Origin of the sequence: Leptospira paudalimensis, assembly GCF_026151345.1 — a bacterium.
GTDB classification, from domain to species: Bacteria; Spirochaetota; Leptospiria; order Leptospirales; family Leptospiraceae; genus Leptospira_A; species Leptospira_A paudalimensis.
Map to the genome: position 1 here is coordinate 219,649 of NZ_JAMQPR010000002.1, position 18,232 is coordinate 237,880.

General features: G+C 38.8%; 15 protein-coding genes. 11 read left to right on the top strand and 4 right to left on the bottom strand.

Going from position 1 to position 18,232, the window contains the following annotated elements; all coding sequences use genetic code 11:
• Nucleotides 1-69: 69 nt before the first annotated feature.
• The 10 genes from ND855_RS18060 to omp85 all read left to right on the top strand — a co-directional run bounded on the left by ND855_RS18060 (nucleotide 70) and on the right by omp85 (nucleotide 13,519).
• Nucleotides 70-1,383: a helix-turn-helix domain-containing protein gene (locus ND855_RS18060; RefSeq protein ID WP_265359602.1), complete on the top strand. Its 1,314-nt coding sequence runs from the start codon at nucleotides 70-72 to the stop codon at nucleotides 1,381-1,383.
• Between the two features lie 2 nt (nucleotides 1,384-1,385).
• A complete protein-coding gene (locus ND855_RS18065) occupies nucleotides 1,386-2,384 on the top strand; it encodes a hypothetical protein (protein ID WP_265359603.1) in 999 nt (332 codons plus the stop codon).
• 528 nt (nucleotides 2,385-2,912) lie between these two features.
• Entirely contained in the window at nucleotides 2,913-3,356 is a 444-nt protein-coding gene (locus tag ND855_RS18070; protein WP_265359604.1) for a phosphatidylinositol phospholipase, read from the top strand.
• 952 nt (nucleotides 3,357-4,308) lie between these two features.
• A complete protein-coding gene (locus ND855_RS18075; protein ID WP_265359649.1) occupies nucleotides 4,309-4,524 on the top strand; it encodes a hypothetical protein in 216 nt (71 codons plus the stop codon).
• Between the two features lie 381 nt (nucleotides 4,525-4,905).
• A complete protein-coding gene (locus ND855_RS18080) occupies nucleotides 4,906-6,024 on the top strand; it encodes an MBOAT family O-acyltransferase (protein WP_322113581.1) in 1,119 nt (372 codons plus the stop codon).
• Between the two features lie 8 nt (nucleotides 6,025-6,032).
• The gene (locus ND855_RS18085) at nucleotides 6,033-7,553 is read left to right on the top strand and encodes a hypothetical protein (protein ID WP_265359606.1); all 1,521 of its coding nucleotides are present in this window, start codon (nucleotides 6,033-6,035) and stop codon (nucleotides 7,551-7,553) included.
• Nucleotides 7,554-7,589: 36 nt separating this feature from the next.
• Nucleotides 7,590-8,639 (top strand): aspartate-semialdehyde dehydrogenase, encoded by a 1,050-nt coding sequence (gene asd / locus ND855_RS18090; RefSeq protein WP_265359607.1) that lies wholly within the window; start codon nucleotides 7,590-7,592, stop codon nucleotides 8,637-8,639.
• 84 nt (nucleotides 8,640-8,723) lie between these two features.
• On the top strand, nucleotides 8,724-10,655 hold the full coding sequence (locus tag ND855_RS18095) for a hypothetical protein (RefSeq protein ID WP_265359608.1): 1,932 nt from the start codon (nucleotides 8,724-8,726) through the stop codon (nucleotides 10,653-10,655).
• Between the two features lie 4 nt (nucleotides 10,656-10,659).
• The gene (pyk, locus tag ND855_RS18100; protein WP_100716024.1) at nucleotides 10,660-12,093 is read left to right on the top strand and encodes a pyruvate kinase; all 1,434 of its coding nucleotides are present in this window, start codon (nucleotides 10,660-10,662) and stop codon (nucleotides 12,091-12,093) included.
• A 4-nt stretch (nucleotides 12,094-12,097) separates the two neighbouring features.
• Nucleotides 12,098-13,519: an Omp85 family outer membrane protein gene (gene omp85 / locus ND855_RS18105; RefSeq protein ID WP_265359609.1), complete on the top strand. Its 1,422-nt coding sequence runs from the start codon at nucleotides 12,098-12,100 to the stop codon at nucleotides 13,517-13,519.
• Between the two features lie 4 nt (nucleotides 13,520-13,523).
• On the opposite strand, the gene ND855_RS18110 is transcribed toward omp85, so the two are convergent.
• The 4 genes from ND855_RS18110 to ND855_RS18125 all read right to left on the bottom strand — a co-directional run bounded on the left by ND855_RS18110 (nucleotide 13,524) and on the right by ND855_RS18125 (nucleotide 16,546).
• On the bottom strand, nucleotides 13,524-13,838 hold the full coding sequence (locus tag ND855_RS18110; RefSeq protein WP_265359610.1) for a P-II family nitrogen regulator: 315 nt from the start codon (nucleotides 13,836-13,838) through the stop codon (nucleotides 13,524-13,526).
• A complete protein-coding gene (locus ND855_RS18115) occupies nucleotides 13,828-14,805 on the bottom strand; it encodes a sodium-dependent bicarbonate transport family permease (RefSeq protein WP_265359611.1) in 978 nt (325 codons plus the stop codon). Before ND855_RS18115 ends, ND855_RS18110 begins: the two co-directional genes overlap by 11 nt.
• A gap of 9 nt (nucleotides 14,806-14,814) precedes the next feature.
• Complete coding sequence (locus ND855_RS18120; protein ID WP_265359612.1) at nucleotides 14,815-15,498, bottom strand: carbonic anhydrase; 684 nt, start codon at nucleotides 15,496-15,498, stop codon at nucleotides 14,815-14,817.
• Nucleotides 15,499-15,808: 310 nt separating this feature from the next.
• Nucleotides 15,809-16,546, bottom strand: a complete 738-nt coding sequence (locus ND855_RS18125) for a pirin family protein (RefSeq protein ID WP_265359613.1) — start codon at nucleotides 16,544-16,546, stop codon at nucleotides 15,809-15,811.
• A gap of 108 nt (nucleotides 16,547-16,654) precedes the next feature.
• Here ND855_RS18125 and ND855_RS18130 point away from each other — a divergent pair, with 108 nt between their 5' ends.
• Nucleotides 16,655-18,232: a methyl-accepting chemotaxis protein gene (locus ND855_RS18130; protein WP_265359614.1), complete on the top strand. Its 1,578-nt coding sequence runs from the start codon at nucleotides 16,655-16,657 to the stop codon at nucleotides 18,230-18,232.

Consider the following 18,232-nt stretch of genomic DNA (forward strand, 5'->3'; position numbering starts at 1 on the left):
CTGTCGGACATCCGACATTCAAATTGGTACGTACTTGACAAAGTGATTAAATTTAAACAGTTTCATAGCATGCCCCCTCATACCGCTTCCTTGTTTGCATCCAGCCAAACAGGCAAAGAATGGATGGAAACGATCCTTCCTTCTTTGTGGGCAGAGTTGTGTACAGAGTTTGGGTTGGCCTCGGGAGTTGTGGTTCTCAAAGCAGAAGACGAAGATTCCTTTTATGAGTCAGCCAGTTTCGGATACGGAGAAGATGGTTTTTATTATTCGTTTTTGAATCGAGGTTCTGCACAATGGGAGACTCTCATGACTTCCAGGGAACCTGTTTTCTTTTCTGGGAAAGAATTTCCTTTATTTGGAAAAACAACAAATGCAATGTCCATCCGAATCGTTGCAAAAGAAAGTATTGGTTTTCTTCTCGTTGAATTTGAAGGAGAAACATCCTTCTCTTTATTTGCTCTCCTTTCGCTTTTTGCAGAAAAAATTGGAAAAGAGTGGAGTGGCAATAAACCCCAAATGCATCGTCTGACTCCAAAAGATTCTGATGTTTCGTATCTCTATTTCAGAGACAAAATTCCCAATCTTGAATCAGCAGTCCATAGGTTCGGATCCGAGAGGTTGGTTTCGATTTTTGGAGCTCCCGGGTCGGGGAAAAAAAGTCTAGCAAAATGGATCCACCAAAACAAGTTTTCGGGTGCTCCCTTTCTCGTTGTAGAATCTGTACCTGATCATTTTGGGAAATTTGAAAAAGCCCTTCAGGAATGGGGAACTGAGTCAAATTTAGGGAGTTTAGTATTTACGAACCCAGAACATTTTTCATTGGGCCAACAACAAATCCTTACGGATTGGTGGGCAAAATCTGGGTTCCAAGGCAATCTTTTTCTCTTGGGAGATTCGAATGGAAGTGGCGAAGTCCTTCCCGAATTTGTCCAATTGTTACGAAAAAATCCAGTGTATTTACCGGCATTAAACCAATTGCCAAAACCTACATTTTCCAAAATCATAGAGTCCATTTTCCAAGAATTGTGCCACGATCAAAATCGTTCCGATCTGACTCTGAGTCCGGCCGGAGAAGAGGAACTTCTCAATCGAAATTATAAAGAAAACTTCGTCGAATTGAGGAGTGCGATTCTTTCTGGAATTTTAACTTGTCGTACCAAAATGGTAGATGTCCCTGATCTTTTGGTCGGCCGGAACCGGATGGATATTGAGATTCCAGATGCAGAAGATTTAGACTTGCGGCGAGGGATAGAAGCCTTAGAAAGGCAGAAGATTCTTTTGGCAATGCGTATCTTTTCGGGAAACCAAATCCGAATGGCAAAGGCATTAGGAATTTCGAGAGGGTCTCTCCAATACAAAATGAAACAACTTGGTTTGATGTAAAGATGGATGATACTGTATACGAAGAACGGAAAACTCCGGCAGGGTTTCTCGTAAAAGTCCGGATTTCCAAACTGACTTACGTCGTTTTTACTGAATCAGGCCCCGAGGTTCCCAAAGGGGCCAAAAATAATTCCATCGTTGTCAACGTCCCGAGAGTGGGTTTTTTTGGGGATGATTTTGACGTTTCCCATTTTCATTTGGGGGAACTTTCCTTCGTCAACGTAAAAGCGGGAAAGATGGTCATTCCATACCAACATGGTTTCTCCAATGAGATCAAAACCATTTATCTGGGTACGGGAAGCCAGAGTGATGTTTTACCCGTTGTCATTTATCACTATAAAAACAAAGAAGATTTGATGGCAGCTTGGGAGCGGGGGGAGCAGGCACAATTTTTGGTTGTCGATGAAGAAATCCCCAGATCGGACATGGTCTCATTCAAAATCCGATACCCGAGTATGAACATCCTAGTGATCAAAAAAAGGATTAATACTTCCGCAGAATCCCTGTCTCCAAAAACCGAAGAATCAAAAGACAAGGGAGTGGTGGATTATGATAAGGTTCGTGCGACAGATGTTGCCAAAAACCAAAACCTAAACACATATAGTGAGAACCCAGTTTTTTTAGCTAGGATCCACCTCCGTGCTATGGAGTTAGATAAAGTAAAACAACTCCTCCTCGATTTCCATTTGTCTTCTGACGACGTTATGTTCATCCGAACCTTTTTGGATGTGATGATCAAAAATGAATATAAGAAACCCGAACTAGACACAGTCAAACCCCAACTCATTGCCATGAACGAAGCTTTTCGATTGGCAGTCTTAATTCTGGAATTCCAAGTGGAAGCTTTCGAAAAAGAATTGGATGGTGGATTTTCAAAAGACATTTCACATATGATTTATGCCCTCTTAGCCAAAGAACAAGACTCGGCCAAAGACCTAGAACACGAAATTGTTTTGTGGGAATGGAAACTCAGGGTCCGTGCATCCCTCTATAAAAAATAAGAAAAAACACTAAAAAATGCTTTATTTTTCTCGAATTTCAGGGAAAACTATGGATATTCATATGGATTTCTTGGGAATAACAGAAAAGTTGGCACAAAAATTGCACAAAACTGCGCCGTTTTTTTGTGCTCTGGTGATAGCCGTTTTTTCCCAAGGATCTTTATCTGCGAATGAATGGGAGGAACCAGTTGTCCTCTTAAACGATCCACTTGTTCCTGCCATTGAACTAAGGGAAGGTGTGATCAGTGAAGTTGAGGTAAGTCCAAACCAAGAGATTGCCATTCCATCGAATCAAAGCGAAGGGCAAAATCTCTTCCAAATTCCAAATGCCCAAGTGGAAAAACAATCGATTCAGTTTTTTACATCCAATCAGATTTCCTTCGCAAATGTTTCACTTCCGGGTGAAAAGGGGATGGGTTCGGCTCATTGCCAAGTTGTACTCGCAAACAGTATAATAGTATCGAGGGAAGCGGAGAATCTACTTGTAAAATCGATTGCCAGCCCAGGACTTTTTGGTTTTCTGGGGATATGTCTCAACCGAAGCGAGTTGCCTTCCAAAAATTTCTCAACGCCATGCGAAAATTGTCTACTGAGGTCAATGACTCTGAGATCTGCAAGCGATTGGAGATTCTCATGGCAACCAGTAAGGACGACCTCCCATTGGCTCACGTCAACCAACTCCTCCAAGAACCAAAAGAATTCGATCCAAAGACAATTCCTGAGCCATACACTCAATACGTCCGACATTTCATCTACATGGTCAAACGGAATGGCCGAATGCCCAGTGACATTCTCTCCAATGAAGAAAATGGCACAGGAGGATCTGGTAATTCTCGCGGGAATCAAAAGGAATCAAAGGTTTCCTCTAAAACCAGTACAAGCGCAAAAAACAAACGATCTGACTCTTCTGGTTCAAAACCTTCGTTTGCTGTAAAAAAAGCTAAAACCACCACCTCTAAATCTAAAAAATAATCCAAACCAAGATCCCTCATGAGACCACCATCTTACGCGTGGTTTCCGTTGCCTTTCCGTCCCTGTGCTCACTACAGGGAGAAAATGCCAAAATTGACAAAAACAAGCACAGTCCTGGGCGACACCCTGGGGAAAGAATATTTGCCTAAAATTAGGCAAATATAGCCGAAATCTACGTCTTAACGGCTCACAGTCACAGGAATTCCCGTTTGAAAGCAAAAGGGTTGTTGGAACCAAGAAAAATTGCCTATATTTAGGCATTTAAATTCGGTGGAATCTGCTGAGTCGAATTGCCCGAAGTTCGGCATACGAATCGGGGCAGAGCATCCCGAGGGACCAACTTTCGGCATCGAGTGTCCTCGAGTGGGCGGCCTTTTGGAAGGGGTGACTCGGTTTCGCCAGCCCGTACTACGGCAATTCCATATTTTGAATTTGCTGCCGGAAACTCGTCAGTCACTCCTTCGTTTTCAGCTCTTATGGGATTGTTTCCTTTCCTTTCCTTTCCGCCCCTTTATGATTACAAGCTTCCCCTGAAGGTTTGGTGACCAAATTCGGTCATTTCCTAGTAAAGGAGAGGCGATGAACAAATCGGCCAGAGGGAAACTTTTGTCCGCATTCTAGCCCAAATATTGAAGTGAACTTTCGTAACTTAGCCGTGTTTTTCCAGACCAAAGGAAAAGGAATCCAAAAAGCAAATTACCCATTTTATCAGATAAAACATTCTCAATTGCCGAAAGATAGGCATTTAGGACTAAAAATCTGCCCAGAGCGAGGCATTTCCCCCTTGGGCCCCACCTTTGTTCCCAGGCCAAATTCCTTCTTTTTTTTGCACCAAAAAGAACAAATAAGCTGCCAATATGTCATGTGTAGCCCGATTTCATCTGCATGCAAATTTGGCAGAAAAGCGAATATTGGTTGCCTGAGGGGCAACTCCTCCTCATCTTTCCTTGGTATGGCAGAAACAATACGGTTAAGGGTGAAATGTCACGCCTGCTCTAATGTAATCGAAGGTACGGCCAAATACGGCTCAGGTCACTTTGTGCCAGAGGGTGTTGTGTTTGAATTTGTGGCAGTTGGGAAAGTAGAAGGTGCAAAAGGCCGTCGCGTAAAGGCAGAAGTCACTTGCACATGCCCCAATTGTGGAGTAAAATGCAAATACAATGTTTAATGCACAATATTAAGCCATTATATGCTCTTTAATTCGGCACTATTTGGTGTGTTTTTGGCAATCACGATTGTTCTATGGCATCTTCTTGCAAATTGGCTGCACATATTTAGTCAAATAAATGCACAAAATAAATCAATATATAGATCATTTAAAGTTTTTTATCTGTTGATAATTAGTCTTTTATTTTACAGTTTTTGGAACAAAAATTACTTAATATTAATCATTTGGATTGCTCTGGTTGACTTTCTTGTGACTCGAGCGATCCACAGCGCCAAATCGGCCCGATTTCGCCTTTTCTTTTTGTCACTTTCTCTAGCAAATAGCCTTGGGTTACTGGTATTCTTAAAATATGGGCATTTTATAGCTGAAAATTGGGCAAATATGATCGGATCTCCACAGGGTTCAGGGACTTTTTGGAGCCAGTGGCTCTTACCCGTTGGAATTTCCTTTTATACCTTCCAGTCGATTTCTTATGTAGTGGATGTCTACCAGGGGGAATTGGTTCCGGAGAGGAAATTTTCATCCTACCTTCTGTTTCTCAGTTTTTTCCCACAGTTAGTAGCGGGTCCCATTGTCACGGCAAAGTCTTTTTTACCACAGATCAGGAGGCCACTCCATTTCCTTCGGATCCCCTTTTTATTCGGGACATTTTTAATTCTACTCGGTCTGTTTAAGAAAATGGTGTTGGCTGACCATCTGGCTGAGGTAGCTGATATCGTTTTTTCACATCCAGACAAAATGTCATCGCCTGCTCTCTGGATGGGAATGTTTTCCTACTCCCTACAGATATACTGCGATTTTTCTGGGTACACTGATATTGCCCAAGGCACGGCAGTTCTATTTGGATTCCATTTGCCTGAGAATTTTCGGATGCCTTACCTATCGAGTGGATTTTCAGAATTCTGGACTCGTTGGCATATTTCTTTATCCCAGTGGTTAAAAAAATACCTATACATTCCTCTTGGTGGAAACCGGATGGGAGTCTTTTTTACTTATCGGAACCTTATTCTTGTGATGGCCATTGGTGGTCTTTGGCATGGTGCTTCTTGGAATTTTGTAGTTTGGGGGACTGGGCATGGCATCTTACTTGTGGTGGAAAGATGGATTGGAGTACGTTACTCTCTGATGACACTTCCTGCTTGGAAACCATTCAAAGTTGTTTTCACTTTTTTTGCGGTAAGTCTTTTGTGGGTATTCTTTCGAAGTGCTAATTTGGTTGATTCCCTGTGTTACCTACAGGGGATTTTTACAAAAAAAGAGGGTTTTTTGTTACCATACACTCTTGAAATGAAATTTGTTTATTGTTTTGTGTTGGTATTGATTGGCCATTTGATTGGAAGTCGCATTTTTAAGGAAAACAAACAACTGTTAGCAAAATTCGAAAAAATGCATAATTCCTTAGGAAAATTGGCATTTTTAGCTTTTGTTGCAGTTTTAAGTTTGATTGTGATCGTATTGTATTCTGCTGAAAGTAAACCGTTTGTTTACTTTGTATTTTAGGAATTAAGATGAAAAAACGGATATTTTTCCTTACATGTCTGATTGTCTTTTTGTTCGGGATAGATACTTTGTTTTTCCGCAAAATCCAATTCCTTTTGCCAAATGAATCTCCTTGGAATACAAATCATTTTTTCAATTTTTTATACGAATATGAAAGGATACGTTCTCTTCCCAAAATTAAAAAACGGATCATCATTGTCGGAAGTTCGGTTGCCTATTATTCCATTGATGCACGGTCCTTGGAAAAAACCTTAAAGGATAAATTTTCATTAGATGTAGATGTTTTTTATTTAGCGTATGCGGGCAATAGTCCTCTATATGTGTATTTACTTCTCAATTGGCTTACACCTTTGGAACCAGACTTAGTCGTTTACCCCGTTAATTTTATTGATTATCGCCTCCACCGAACGTATGTTTTGTTTCCAGAAGGAAGGAATGATTCAGTTGATGAATCTTTAATGATACGAGATGCACTTACATTTGGAGAAGCACCTCAATCATTATGGGTTTTTCCTTGGGAAACTCTGATGGAAGTGGGCTCGGAGATGGATACGGAAACTTTTTCTCGCTACATTGTTTCTTCCGGTTTCACTTTTTACCGGTACAAAGACATTTTCGAACAAAACATACAAAACCTACTCCAACACCGATTTGGTCGAAATACAAGTTATCATTCTTATATGGGTGTCAGCATTCCAGAAGGAGTCAATGGACTTGGTTGGACAGGGAAACAATTTAGTTTTTTCCCAACACATAAAATGGAAGAAAAAGGGATTTGGTTGGAAGTCACTCCCTATTTGCTTGCTGGTTCCACTTGTAAACTTACCTTTTCGAACGGCGATACAAACCAAGTCGTGATCCTAAAAGATCCTAGATGGACGAAGGTTCGTTTGGATCCAATTTTCTTTAGGGAAAACAAACAAATCACTGCGACATTGGAACGAGTGTGGTATGCACATGAAGCTACTGGAGCTTATTTGGATTATCATTATGACCCCATGGGTGTCCGATTGGAACAGACATTTGGTCTAGAAGTGGCAAAGTCAGGTGTCCAATACACTCGGGAACCACGTACGGAAGACTATCGTTATCAGGGGATGGATGATAAGACTTATACTCGTTATTTTTACTATCGATTGTTAGAAGGTTTGGATAAACGACCTGGAATTGGTTATTTAGTCGCATTAAAACTTGCCAAAGAAAGAATCCGAAACGAAAAATTCCGACCTTTTTTTCATTTTCATTACCTGCAAAAAATCGCAGACCATTTTCGAAATCGAAATATCCCGTTTTTGCTCATCAATAACCCAGAAAATCCAATCTCTCTCAATTGGTATGAGAATTCGGACTGGTATCGGGACCATTTGCTTTTTCTGAAATCTTTGGATTCGGGTTCCGTACATTTTTGGGACATCCACGGCTTACTCCCAATGCAAGGGTTTTCCGATTTTCATCACTTCACTTATGCAGGAATGGAACAAATGAATTCGATTTATGCGGAAAGAATTGGAAATCTCTTTCCGAAATAACATGTTTTTCAATCCTTACATTAGATAAGGAAAATTATGGAAAAAATCAAAGTTGGAGTCCTGGGAGCAACAGGATCCGTCGGTCAAAGATTCATTCAACTTTTGGAGGATCACCCTTATTTTACGGTGACTCATTTAGCAGCTTCTGAAAAAAGTGCGGGCCAAACTTATGGTGACGTGATGAAGTCTCGTTGGAAGATTTCTTCTGACATTCCTTCTTATGCAAAAGACATTATCATTTCATTACCAGATCCAAATGTAACAAAAGGCGTACAACTTGTGTTTAGTGGTCTAGACGCATCCATTGCAGGAGAAGTGGAGACTGCTTATGCGGAAGCTGGAGTGATGGTATTATCCAATTCCAAAAACCATCGTATGGACCCAAATGTTCCCATCCTTTCTGCAGAAGTTAACTCACATCATTTGGATGTTCTTTCTGCACAAAAAACAAAAGGGAAAATCATCACAAATTCCAATTGTACAATAATGGGAGTGACGATCTCACTTAAACCACTCATGGATGCATTTGGATTAAAGTCTGTTATGTTATTTTCAATGCAGGCCATTTCAGGTGCAGGTTACCCTGGTGTTCCAACCATGGACATCCTTGGAAACGTTGTGCCTTATATCGGTGGAGAAGAAGACAAGGCGGAAGTGGAACCTCAAAAATGTTTGGGGACTGTGGAAGGTGGTGTCATTAAATCAGCAGACTTTAAAATCTCTGCTCATTGTAACCGAGTTCCTGTATTTGATGGGCACACTGTTTGTGTTTCTGTATCCTTTGATAAAAAACCAAAAAAAGAAGAGATTTTAAAGGTTTGGGCAGATTTTCAAGGGGAACCACAGAAATTGGGATTGCCGTTTGCACCGAACCCCGCTATTCTTTACCGCGAAGAAAACGACCGCCCTCAACCTCGTCTCGATTTGGACACAGGAAAGGGAATGACAACTGTTGTGGGAAGGTTACGAGAAGATTCAATCTTGGACTGGAAATGGGTAGTTCTTTCGCATAACACGATTCGAGGTGCCGCTGGTGCTGCTATCTTGAATGCTGAGTTATTGTATAAAAAAGGATATTTTAAGTAAGGACTCACTACCGACATGTTGGATCCAAATCTCCCAGAATTAAAAGTCATGGACTACACGGCCTGCCTCCAAAAGGTGCAGGCTATGGATTCTCGTGGAGATTTTTCTTACAAGGGGATCTATAAAGTTCTACTTGTTATCTTTGAATGGACAGATAAATTTTTACAAAACAAAGTTTTGCCGAATGTCGAACAGATTGAACGGGATAGTTCCATTGACAGAGATCGCACAGAAAATTATGTAATTGATCTCAGTTATAAACAAAACCCTGCAATCATCAAAAAATTAAATGTATTAGAATTTCATCCCAATGAACCAGGGGATCCAGAAAATCCTAAAACCTACATCAAACACAATACAGTTTTTGCAAGACCGACAACTTCTGATGGCGGAACGGCTTTCCGATACGCACTTGGTTTAAACGAACTTTCAACTTCTGCGATCAAGGGATGGTTCAATGAGAAACGAAAGTATGTTGGTAAAGAAAAAATGCGGAAAGTCATCAAAGCAGCTGTTGATGCCAATCGCCTTTTTGATACTTATGCTTCTACAGAATTAGGAAATTTGTTCCAATGCCCGTATGACAAAACAAAGGTACAAAAGGATGCAACGATTGTCATCCACCTCAAACCAATTCTCAAACAATTGGTAGATGATAAAATTTTATTTTTCTTTCGAAACGACTCTGCTTCGAGGCCTGCTAACAAAAGTGTATTTTTATACAATCGACCTTCCGAAATTTCGGATCGCTATGATGCCTATGTGGATTATGCAAAAAATACCATTTATCCTGCGTTAAAAAATTTGGGTGTGATGGGTGAGATCACTGAAGATTCTTGGAATTCACCTAAAAACATATTAACCGAAATCAAAGGATATATGAATGAATCTTATGGTGACCAAAAAACTCTGATGGAAGAGTGTTTGGTGTTAAATGAAATCATAGAAAAAGATCGAGAAAAAGAAGAAAAACAAAAACGAAAACAACAAATTGAAGATCTAATGGCATTTCTTGCTGAAGCAGGTAGGATAGTTGAGGTAAACTTACTACGTGTGAGCGGGGAACCACTTACTGATGAGTTTCGTTCCATGTTATTATCACAGCCAGAAGTGTTATATACTGAATATGCAGACAAACGAGTGTTCAATGAATTTATTTTACATAAATCTTGTATCCCTCAGGCGATTGAATCAGCAAAGCGAACCTTCCAAATCAAACATTCTGATTTAGAAATCCGTGTACTGAATCAAATGAACGTGACACTTCATTTGAATGATGAAAGTCCAAAAAGACTTTTAGAAGAAATTGAAGCTCAAAGTTTGTTTCAATTTTTGCCATTTTTTACAAGGTTATGGAGGATGATTATGGGTAATATGACTGTCCATAAATTCGAAATTCCTCCCATCAAAGCAAGACTCCAACAACAACTCACAAAAGATTTGGCGAGCCAAAAAGTTAAAAAGATATCACAAGAAAAAGAAAAACTTGTCAAAACTAGGTTGAAAGAAAGAGAAGAAGCAGAAAAAGACGCAGAACGAAAATCGAAACAAAGTCATTCACAAACCAATTCTTCTAACAATTCACAAGACGATGATGAAGATATAGAACCAGTAAAACAAGGTAGCCCTGAAGAAGAAAAAAAATGGAAAGAATCCATTGAATCCATTGTTCGTATCTTGGATGAAGCGTGGGAGTTCGGTGTGTATCCTGATCGTGAGTATGTTTTATCCAAACTCAATGGAAAGTTTACTGAAGAAAATTTGATCTTTTTCTTAAAAAAATTTGGCGGAAAAGAAATCTATAGTTTTCCAATCCGTAACCAAAGAGAAAAGTTTCCTTGGCCCATTTTGATTTCAACTGGGTATTTGAAACGACATGGCAAAAAACTATTTGATAAAGTTTCTGCTGAAAGTGAACGCCAAAGAAATGATAAGTTCCCAAACCAAGAAAAATTCGACCTTGCGGAATCGCAGTTAGATTTTTTAAACCGAATTTTACCCAAACTAAAACCATAAGATTATGCCAGCAATTGAACAACTAAGAGCAAGAAAAACAAAGATCGTATGCACTATCGGGCCTGCGACAGCATCCAAAGAAATGATCCGAAGTTTAGCTTTGGCAGGGATGAATATCGCAAGGATCAACATGAGTCATGGTGACCATGAATTTCACCGTAAGATCATTCGAATCATAAAATCTTTAAACAAGGATGAATTACACAAACATCCAATTTCGATTCTACTGGATACACAAGGGCCAGAAATTCGAACTGGGGATGTACAAAATGACTTACACCTAAAGGTAGGAGAAACGTTTACATTTCATATCATACCTGGTATGGAAGCGGAAGCGCAGAGTGTTTTTGTAAACTACCGTGATATCGTAAAAGATTTAAAAGTAGGTGATAAGGTCACAGTTGATAACGGTTTGATTAACCTCGCTGTCCAAGAAATCAGAGAAAATGAACTAATTTGTACTGTGTTAGACGGCGGAAAACTAGGTTCCAGAAAACATATCAATTTACCTGGAATTCGAGTAAACATTCCTTCGATCACACCGAAGGACCAAAAGGATATTCTGTTTGGTTTAGAAGAGGATATTGATTTTGTGGCCCTTTCGTTTGTGCGATCAAAAGAAGATGTCTTGCAACTAAGAGAGATCATCGATGAAAAAAAACACCATGCACAAATCATAGCCAAAATTGAAGACCAAGAAGGTCTCAAAAACTTAGATGAGATCATCAAAACCTCTGATGGAATCATGGTAGCTCGTGGAGATTTGGGTGTTGAAATTGAAATTGAAGAACTCCCAATCGTACAACGACGGATTGTCAAACGATGCCAAGAAGAAGGGAAACGAGTGATCGTTGCCACTCACTTACTTGAATCAATGATCCACAATCCTTCTCCTACTAGAGCGGAAGTCACTGACGTTGCGAATGCAGTTTACGAGGAAGCTGATGCCATTATGCTTTCCGGGGAAACGGCAATGGGAAAATACCCGGTTCGTTGTGTTGAAATGTTGGATAAAATTGCACGTCGAATGGAAATGTCGATTAACTTAGGTCTTGCTGCACAAAGAAAACCTAAAGACCAAAAGGAAGAAATGGCAAGATCGGCCGCTAATTTAGCAGATTCGATGCAAGCTCATGCAATCATTGCCATCACTAGACGTGGAATCACTGCAAATAATTTGGCATCCTTTCACCCAAGGTATCCGATTGTTCACGCATTTACTAATATGACATCTGTTAGGCGAAAACTTTGGTTGACGCGCGGAGTTATTCCTTACCGAGTTGATTTTTCTTCTGATCCAGAAAAAACGATTAATTTAGCCATTCAAACTTTAGTGAATAATGGTTATTTGCAAACAGGAGAAAAGGTAGTGATTTTATCCGACATCATTGCCGGAGACGATCGAGTCGAAACGATTCAAGTCCGCGAAGTAAAGTAAGTTCATGTCATTTTGGAATTCGATGATGGGGTTGGTATGTTTATCAACGTTTATCGCGATTTCAGTTTATGCAGAAGAAAGAAACTCTGATGTTCCCGAATGGTTAGGTGAGTTCAAAAAATTAGATGAAAAGGAACTTGCCAATAAAAAGGAAGGCTGGTATGCAACTGGTTTACCTCTTTTTGGGAATGATGCAGTAAATGGCTCCGGGCTTGGTCTTTTAGCCAATGTATTTTATAATGGCACAAAAAAAGATTCCTCCTTTAAATATACACCATACGAACATATGTTCAACGTCGGTGTATATCGTACCAATCGTGGTACTGAAAATAATTATCTTGCTTGGGATGCTCCTTATTTTTTAGATACAGCCTACCGATTACGATCCTACGTGGGTCACGATGCAAGTTATTATAACCAATATTTTGGTGTTGGGACTGAGAGTTTACAACCATTGTATTTCAGAGATCGAAATGCAGATGGGAGTAGAATCGTTCGAAACGCAACCTATTCAGATTTTGAGAATGCCAATTCGTATGCAAAGAACAGAGGCCCGGGGCGTGAATTAACTTCAACTCAACATTATCATGACTACCAATTTGAAACAACTTATGGTCAATTCAATGCTGATAAAACAATTTTCCAAGTTTTTAGAGTTTGGGGTGGAGTAGAGTTTTCGAAGAATATTGTTAGGCGGTATGACGGAAATTCGGTTGATGCTAAGGAACCACTAACCGGAGTTACAGTGCCGGCAATTGAAGATTCTTCAAAATTAACAGAAGATTCAAACGCTGGGAAAATCATAGGTGTACATGGTGGAAATTTAAACTACGTGAGGGGCGGAATTGCTTTTGATACAAGAGATTACGAACCTGATCCAGATAGAGGTTGGCTCATTGAATACAATGTCAATAAAGCTGAAAGATCGATAGGCTCGGATTTTAATTACTTAAGGCATTTTGGACAAATTAAAAATTTTTACCAACCATTCCCTAAATTATTTGAAGAGTTTGTTATCGCACAACGTGCAGCATTAACTAAGATAGAAGGTGAAGTTCCTTTTTTTGAATATCGATATTTATTTTCCATCGATGGTCCTATGGGAGCATTGGGTGGACAGAATACATTACGTGGTTATAGGCAGGAACGTTTTGTAGGACCTGTGATTGGTTTTTACAATATAGAACTAAGGTATCGGGTTGGAAGTTTTTCATTGTGGGATCAGTTTTTCCAATTGAGTATTGTCCCATTTTACGATGTAGGTCGAGTTTGGGATAAAATCAAACAGGTAAGCACAATGGATTATAAACATTCACGTGGATTAGGATTACGGTTGGTTTGGGACCAAGCTACCGTAATCCTAATGGACTATGCCTTTTCACGTGAAGACCAATTATTTTATTTAGACATTGGTCATACTTTTTAAATTTTTAGTTAAATCTTTCTTTTCGAATTACTTCTACATCATTCATAAAGATCACCATAGGATATTTTTCTAAATATTTATCCGATATAATTTGAAATATCTTTAGGGCTTTACCTTCCGAGACTAAGGATTCTAATCTTATGTTTTTTCCTTCCCAAGAAGTTAGATGCTCATGATTAATTCCCTCTCCTTTGGCTTCACTGATCGTATATCCTTTGACGTTCAGAGATTTAAGTTCAGACACTAATCGATCTTGGAGAGCTTCATCAGCAATGATGGTGATGAGTTTTGCTTTTTCTAATTTCATTTTAAACTCCATAAAGGTATTTCGAAACAGTTAAATAGAATGGTAATCCAACTGATAGGTTAAAAGGGAAGGTGATGGCAAGAGATGCAGTGAGGTAAATGGCAGGACTCGCTTCCGGTATTGCTATTCTAACTGCTGCAGGTGCAGCAATATAGGATGCACTTGCACTGAGTGTCCCAAGAACCATCGCTCCACCCATGGATAATCCAATGAATTTACCTAAATACAACCCAAACATCGCTGTAACGATTGGAAAAAGAATTCCAAATCCAATTAAGAAAACACCAGCTTTCTTAAGATCTGTAAGTCTCCTTCCTGTTACAATTCCAACTTCCAATAAGAATAAAATTAACATTCCTCGGAATGGTGCTTCAAATAGGGGAGCAAATTGTTCATGACCTTTTTTTCCTGAGATCATTCCAATGATAAGGCCACCTAATAGTAACAAGGTTCCTTTTCCAGTTAGAAGTTCGTGTAAAATTTTTCCCCAAGAAGATTCATCAGACTTATCAGTTGGATTCATTTTTACAAGTAATAAAGCTACAAGGATTGCTGGGATTTCCATAATAGCAAGCATACTTGGCATAAAACCTTCATAGGTAATCTGCAATGAATCCAAAAATGCGAGTGCTTCACTGAAAGTTACAGCAGAAACAGATCCGTAGTGCGCGGCTAGAGCAGCAGCATTTGCTTTATCGTATTTCCCGAATTTGGTAAGTATTCCATAGGCTATGAGCGGGATTGATATACACAATATCAATGCTGCCATAGCTGGTTTATAAAATTCTACCAAGGTTGTGTTACTTAATTTAACTCCTCCTTTAAGCCCGATAGCGAATAAAAGATAGATAGTTAAACCTGAATACATACCATCTGGAAATTTTAAATCACTTTTGATGATGGTTGCAATGATTCCTAGCAAAAATGCTAGGAACATTGGTGTTTGTAAATTTGCAACTAATGCATGTAATATGTCCATCTTGGTTACCTATTTTGTAATAGTAGAGATGTATTCTTCAGAAAGATAATTTACTTTCCCAGTTTCTAAATCGTAAACTGCACCTACGATTTGTAATTGGCCTTTGTTATAATATTTAGAAAGGATGGGGTCTAGTTTACGTAAGGAAACAACTTGGTATGCAACATTGGCTTTAACTGCATTGTCCAAATAATCACCTTCCATATTTTTTACTTTTTCTGCAGCGGGTTTAATCGAATTAGTTAGTGCAATGATATGACCTGGAACATCTTCGGCTTTGCAGGCGGCACCAACAGCACCACAACTCGTATGTCCGAGAACAACAATCAAATTGACTCCCAACACTACCACAGAGAATTCAATCGAACCCCAAGATGCGTAAGTTGAAACTTGGCCTGCTGTTCTTAAGATGAATAAATCACCAAGTCCTTGGTCGAAAATGATTTCATTGGGAACTCTTGAATCAGAACATCCAACGATGGTCGCAAATGGATGTTGTTTTTTTGACACTTCCTTGATTCGATCTACAGATTGGTTGGGACGAATTGATTTCCCTTGCACAAATCGTAAATTTCCTTCTACCAATTTTTGTAATGCGTCTTTTGCTGAAATACCGGCACTGTTTGTTTGCGCCACTACCTGAGTCGAAATCGATAAAATCAGAAAACTGATGAGGAACTTGCTACCTTTCATTGAAATTCTCCTTAGTGCTTCCAATCCAACTTGGAAGTTCTAAATATACATAAAAATAATTCGCGAATAAAAATACACGAAAAAAAATGCGTATGATTGAAAAAATGTACCCTGTTTTGGGTTCAAAAGTTTGCAATTTAGGGATTCGATAAGGAGAGAAGAAGGGCCAAATGGTCCAATCTTTGATTCAAATTACATTCAATGTAAAAAACACAGAATAGGTGTAGGGGATCTCGGGATTGGACAGGAAAACTGACTGATTTGGATAGCCAGAGTTCCTTTCCGAATTCGTTTCCAAGGATACCTTTTTCTATTTCATTGGAATTTCTATGACGAGTAATTCTGATTTAACATCTGCTTGGATCTGGTATTCACCCGCTCCCCAAAGTCCCACTGCATCTCTACGTTCTAAGGTTGTGCTTTCCGTGGAAATTTTCCCTTGGATGAGGAATACATAAATCCCTTGGTTAGGAGCATGTACCTTGTAAGAAAGGGTTTTGCCAGGTTCCAAAGTTGCGAGAGAAAAGTATGCGTCTTGGTTGATCCATACAGCTTCTTCATCAATTGGGGAAACGACAGTTTGGAACCGGTTCAAACGACCAGCTTCTGGAAATGTTTTTTGGTCATACCTAGGTTGGATATTAGTAACCTTCGGTAAGATCCAGATTTGCAAAAAATTGACCTTTTTGTCTGAGCTATGATTGAATTCGGAATGTTGGATCCCAGAGCCCGCAGACATGATTTGTACATCTCCGGTTTTGATGACACCATTCGTACCTGTACTATCTTTATGAGCTAGTTCTCCAAAGAGGGGGATGGAAATAATCTCCATATTTTGGTGGGGGTGAGTTCCAAATCCCATACTAGGTTCTACGATATCATCATTTAGTACACGAAGTGCACCAAAATTGGTTTTGTCTGGGTGGTACCAATGGCCAAAGCTGAAGGAATGGTGGCTGTCCAACCAACCAAAATTGACATGCCCTCGTTCAGAGGCAGGGTAGAATTTTTTTTGAATGTTGGTTTTGATCGGGTTCGTTGTTTCCATATTAAATAGTTTAATATTAAACTAAAATTTGTCAACTGAGTTTCTATTTCCATTCACTAAAAAAAGAAAATCACTTTCCAATCACTTTGAATCTTAAAGGATCATCCTATGTCGAAAAGATCCTTAGAATCGATTCAAATGAAAAAAAATTGGTTAGAGTTAGGTCCAGTTTATGTTAATCGAGTGAGGTTTTTACTCGCTGGATTCTATATTATCGCGACTTTAGGATCGTTCAAAACGTCTACAACCCTTCAAACAACAAGTTATTTGGTAGGAATCACATGTATGTTTCTCTACGGAGGATTGCAGGCATATTTATTTAAAATTGGCAAACTCAATGCATTTTTCCCGAAATTATTCATTGTTTTGGATATCACCGTATTATTTGCAGTGACTGCATCTGGACTGATGGGTGGGAGTACAGTTGCTGCCGATTTAATTAAATCACCGACCTTATACGTATTGTATTATTTTTATGTTGTATACTCTGCATTTCTCTTTTCGAAACAGACGTTACTCACGAGTACTTATTACTCAGCTTTTTGTTTGGTCTTAATTTTAATCATTGGTTATGGACAAGGTGTTTCATTTAAAGAGGCAGAAGGATTACAAAGTGAAAAAGGAACAGTTGCCATTTCAAATGAAGTATTTAAAATTCTATTTTTAATTTGTTTTGGTTACCTCACTTCAACTGTTTTAAATTTATTAAATGAAATCAAAAACGAATCAGAAGAAAAACATAAACTTGCTGAACTGGAAAGAGAAAATGCAAACACTCTAAACCAAGATTTAAAAAGAATTGGATCGGAATTATTTAATACACTTAAAAGTATTCGTGAACTTAATAACGATTTTAATTTTCAAATAGAATCTCAAGATGTTTCAATTCGAGATCTTACAGAATTTGTTTCTTCATTTTCAGAGAGCATACAAACATCTGTAGAGAATATTAGCAAACAACATACTCAAATAACATTACTCAATCACAAATCGGATACTTTAAAGTTGAGTATCTCTGAAATTGGGAAAGTGGTGGAAGATCTCAATTCGAACATGAGTGATTTCCAAGATAGAAGTAATGTACTTTCGGATACTGTAAAAAATTTAGAAGAAAGATTGCGTTCTGTCAATATATCCCAAAAGGAAGTTAGTGAAGTAAATGATATCATGGCAGAAATTGCAGATCGCACCAATTTATTGGCATTAAATGCATCGATCGAAGCTGCAAGGGCTGGGGAACATGGTCGAGGATTTGCTGTTGTTGCTCAAGAAGTAGCGAAACTAGCAGAAAATTCGAATGAAAATGCAACGAAGATTAAAAAAATCATCACTACATCGAACCGTTATATTCAGGAGGGGACAGAACTCGCTTCCACAGCCTTAAATCAAACAGAAACCCTTCAATCAAAATACGATCTACTAAGTGGTGTGATGAAAACAGCGACATCCAAAATTAATTCACAAAAAGATATAAATAATGAAGTGCTGGAAGCTCTTGATTTAATTGAATCGATTTCCAAAGTTTTGGACCAGGAATCGAAAGTATTAGATAAAGATAAAGAACAAATGGTTGCTGTTGTTCACCAAATGGAAGAAATTAATCGAAAAGTTGTGATAAATGCTAGAAAAATGGGTGATAATACATCAAGTTTGGAAAACCAAGCAAAAGAACTGGCATCTGAATAA

Bases quoted from the DNA above. Each gene is read 5' to 3' on its own strand.
- ND855_RS18115 (WP_265359611.1), bottom strand. From the start codon at position 14,805: ATGGACATATTACATGCATTAGTTGCAAATTTACAAACACCAATGTTC.
- ND855_RS18080 (WP_322113581.1), top strand. From the start codon at position 4,906: ATGATCGGATCTCCACAGGGTTCAGGGACTTTTTGGAGCCAGTGGCTC.
- ND855_RS18075 (WP_265359649.1), top strand. From the start codon at position 4,309: ATGGCAGAAACAATACGGTTAAGGGTGAAATGTCACGCCTGCTCTAAT.
- ND855_RS18070 (WP_265359604.1), top strand. From the start codon at position 2,913: ATGTCTCAACCGAAGCGAGTTGCCTTCCAAAAATTTCTCAACGCCATG.
- ND855_RS18065 (WP_265359603.1), top strand. From the start codon at position 1,386: ATGGATGATACTGTATACGAAGAACGGAAAACTCCGGCAGGGTTTCTC.
- ND855_RS18120 (WP_265359612.1), bottom strand. From the start codon at position 15,498: ATGAAAGGTAGCAAGTTCCTCATCAGTTTTCTGATTTTATCGATTTCG.
- ND855_RS18130 (WP_265359614.1), top strand. From the start codon at position 16,655: ATGTCGAAAAGATCCTTAGAATCGATTCAAATGAAAAAAAATTGGTTA.
- ND855_RS18125 (WP_265359613.1), bottom strand. From the start codon at position 16,546: ATGGAAACAACGAACCCGATCAAAACCAACATTCAAAAAAAATTCTAC.
- asd (WP_265359607.1), top strand. From the start codon at position 7,590: ATGGAAAAAATCAAAGTTGGAGTCCTGGGAGCAACAGGATCCGTCGGT.
- ND855_RS18110 (WP_265359610.1), bottom strand. From the start codon at position 13,838: ATGGAGTTTAAAATGAAATTAGAAAAAGCAAAACTCATCACCATCATT.
- ND855_RS18085 (WP_265359606.1), top strand. From the start codon at position 6,033: ATGAAAAAACGGATATTTTTCCTTACATGTCTGATTGTCTTTTTGTTC.
- ND855_RS18060 (WP_265359602.1), top strand. From the start codon at position 70: ATGCCCCCTCATACCGCTTCCTTGTTTGCATCCAGCCAAACAGGCAAA.
- ND855_RS18095 (WP_265359608.1), top strand. From the start codon at position 8,724: ATGGATTCTCGTGGAGATTTTTCTTACAAGGGGATCTATAAAGTTCTA.
- pyk (WP_100716024.1), top strand. From the start codon at position 10,660: ATGCCAGCAATTGAACAACTAAGAGCAAGAAAAACAAAGATCGTATGC.
- omp85 (WP_265359609.1), top strand. From the start codon at position 12,098: ATGTCATTTTGGAATTCGATGATGGGGTTGGTATGTTTATCAACGTTT.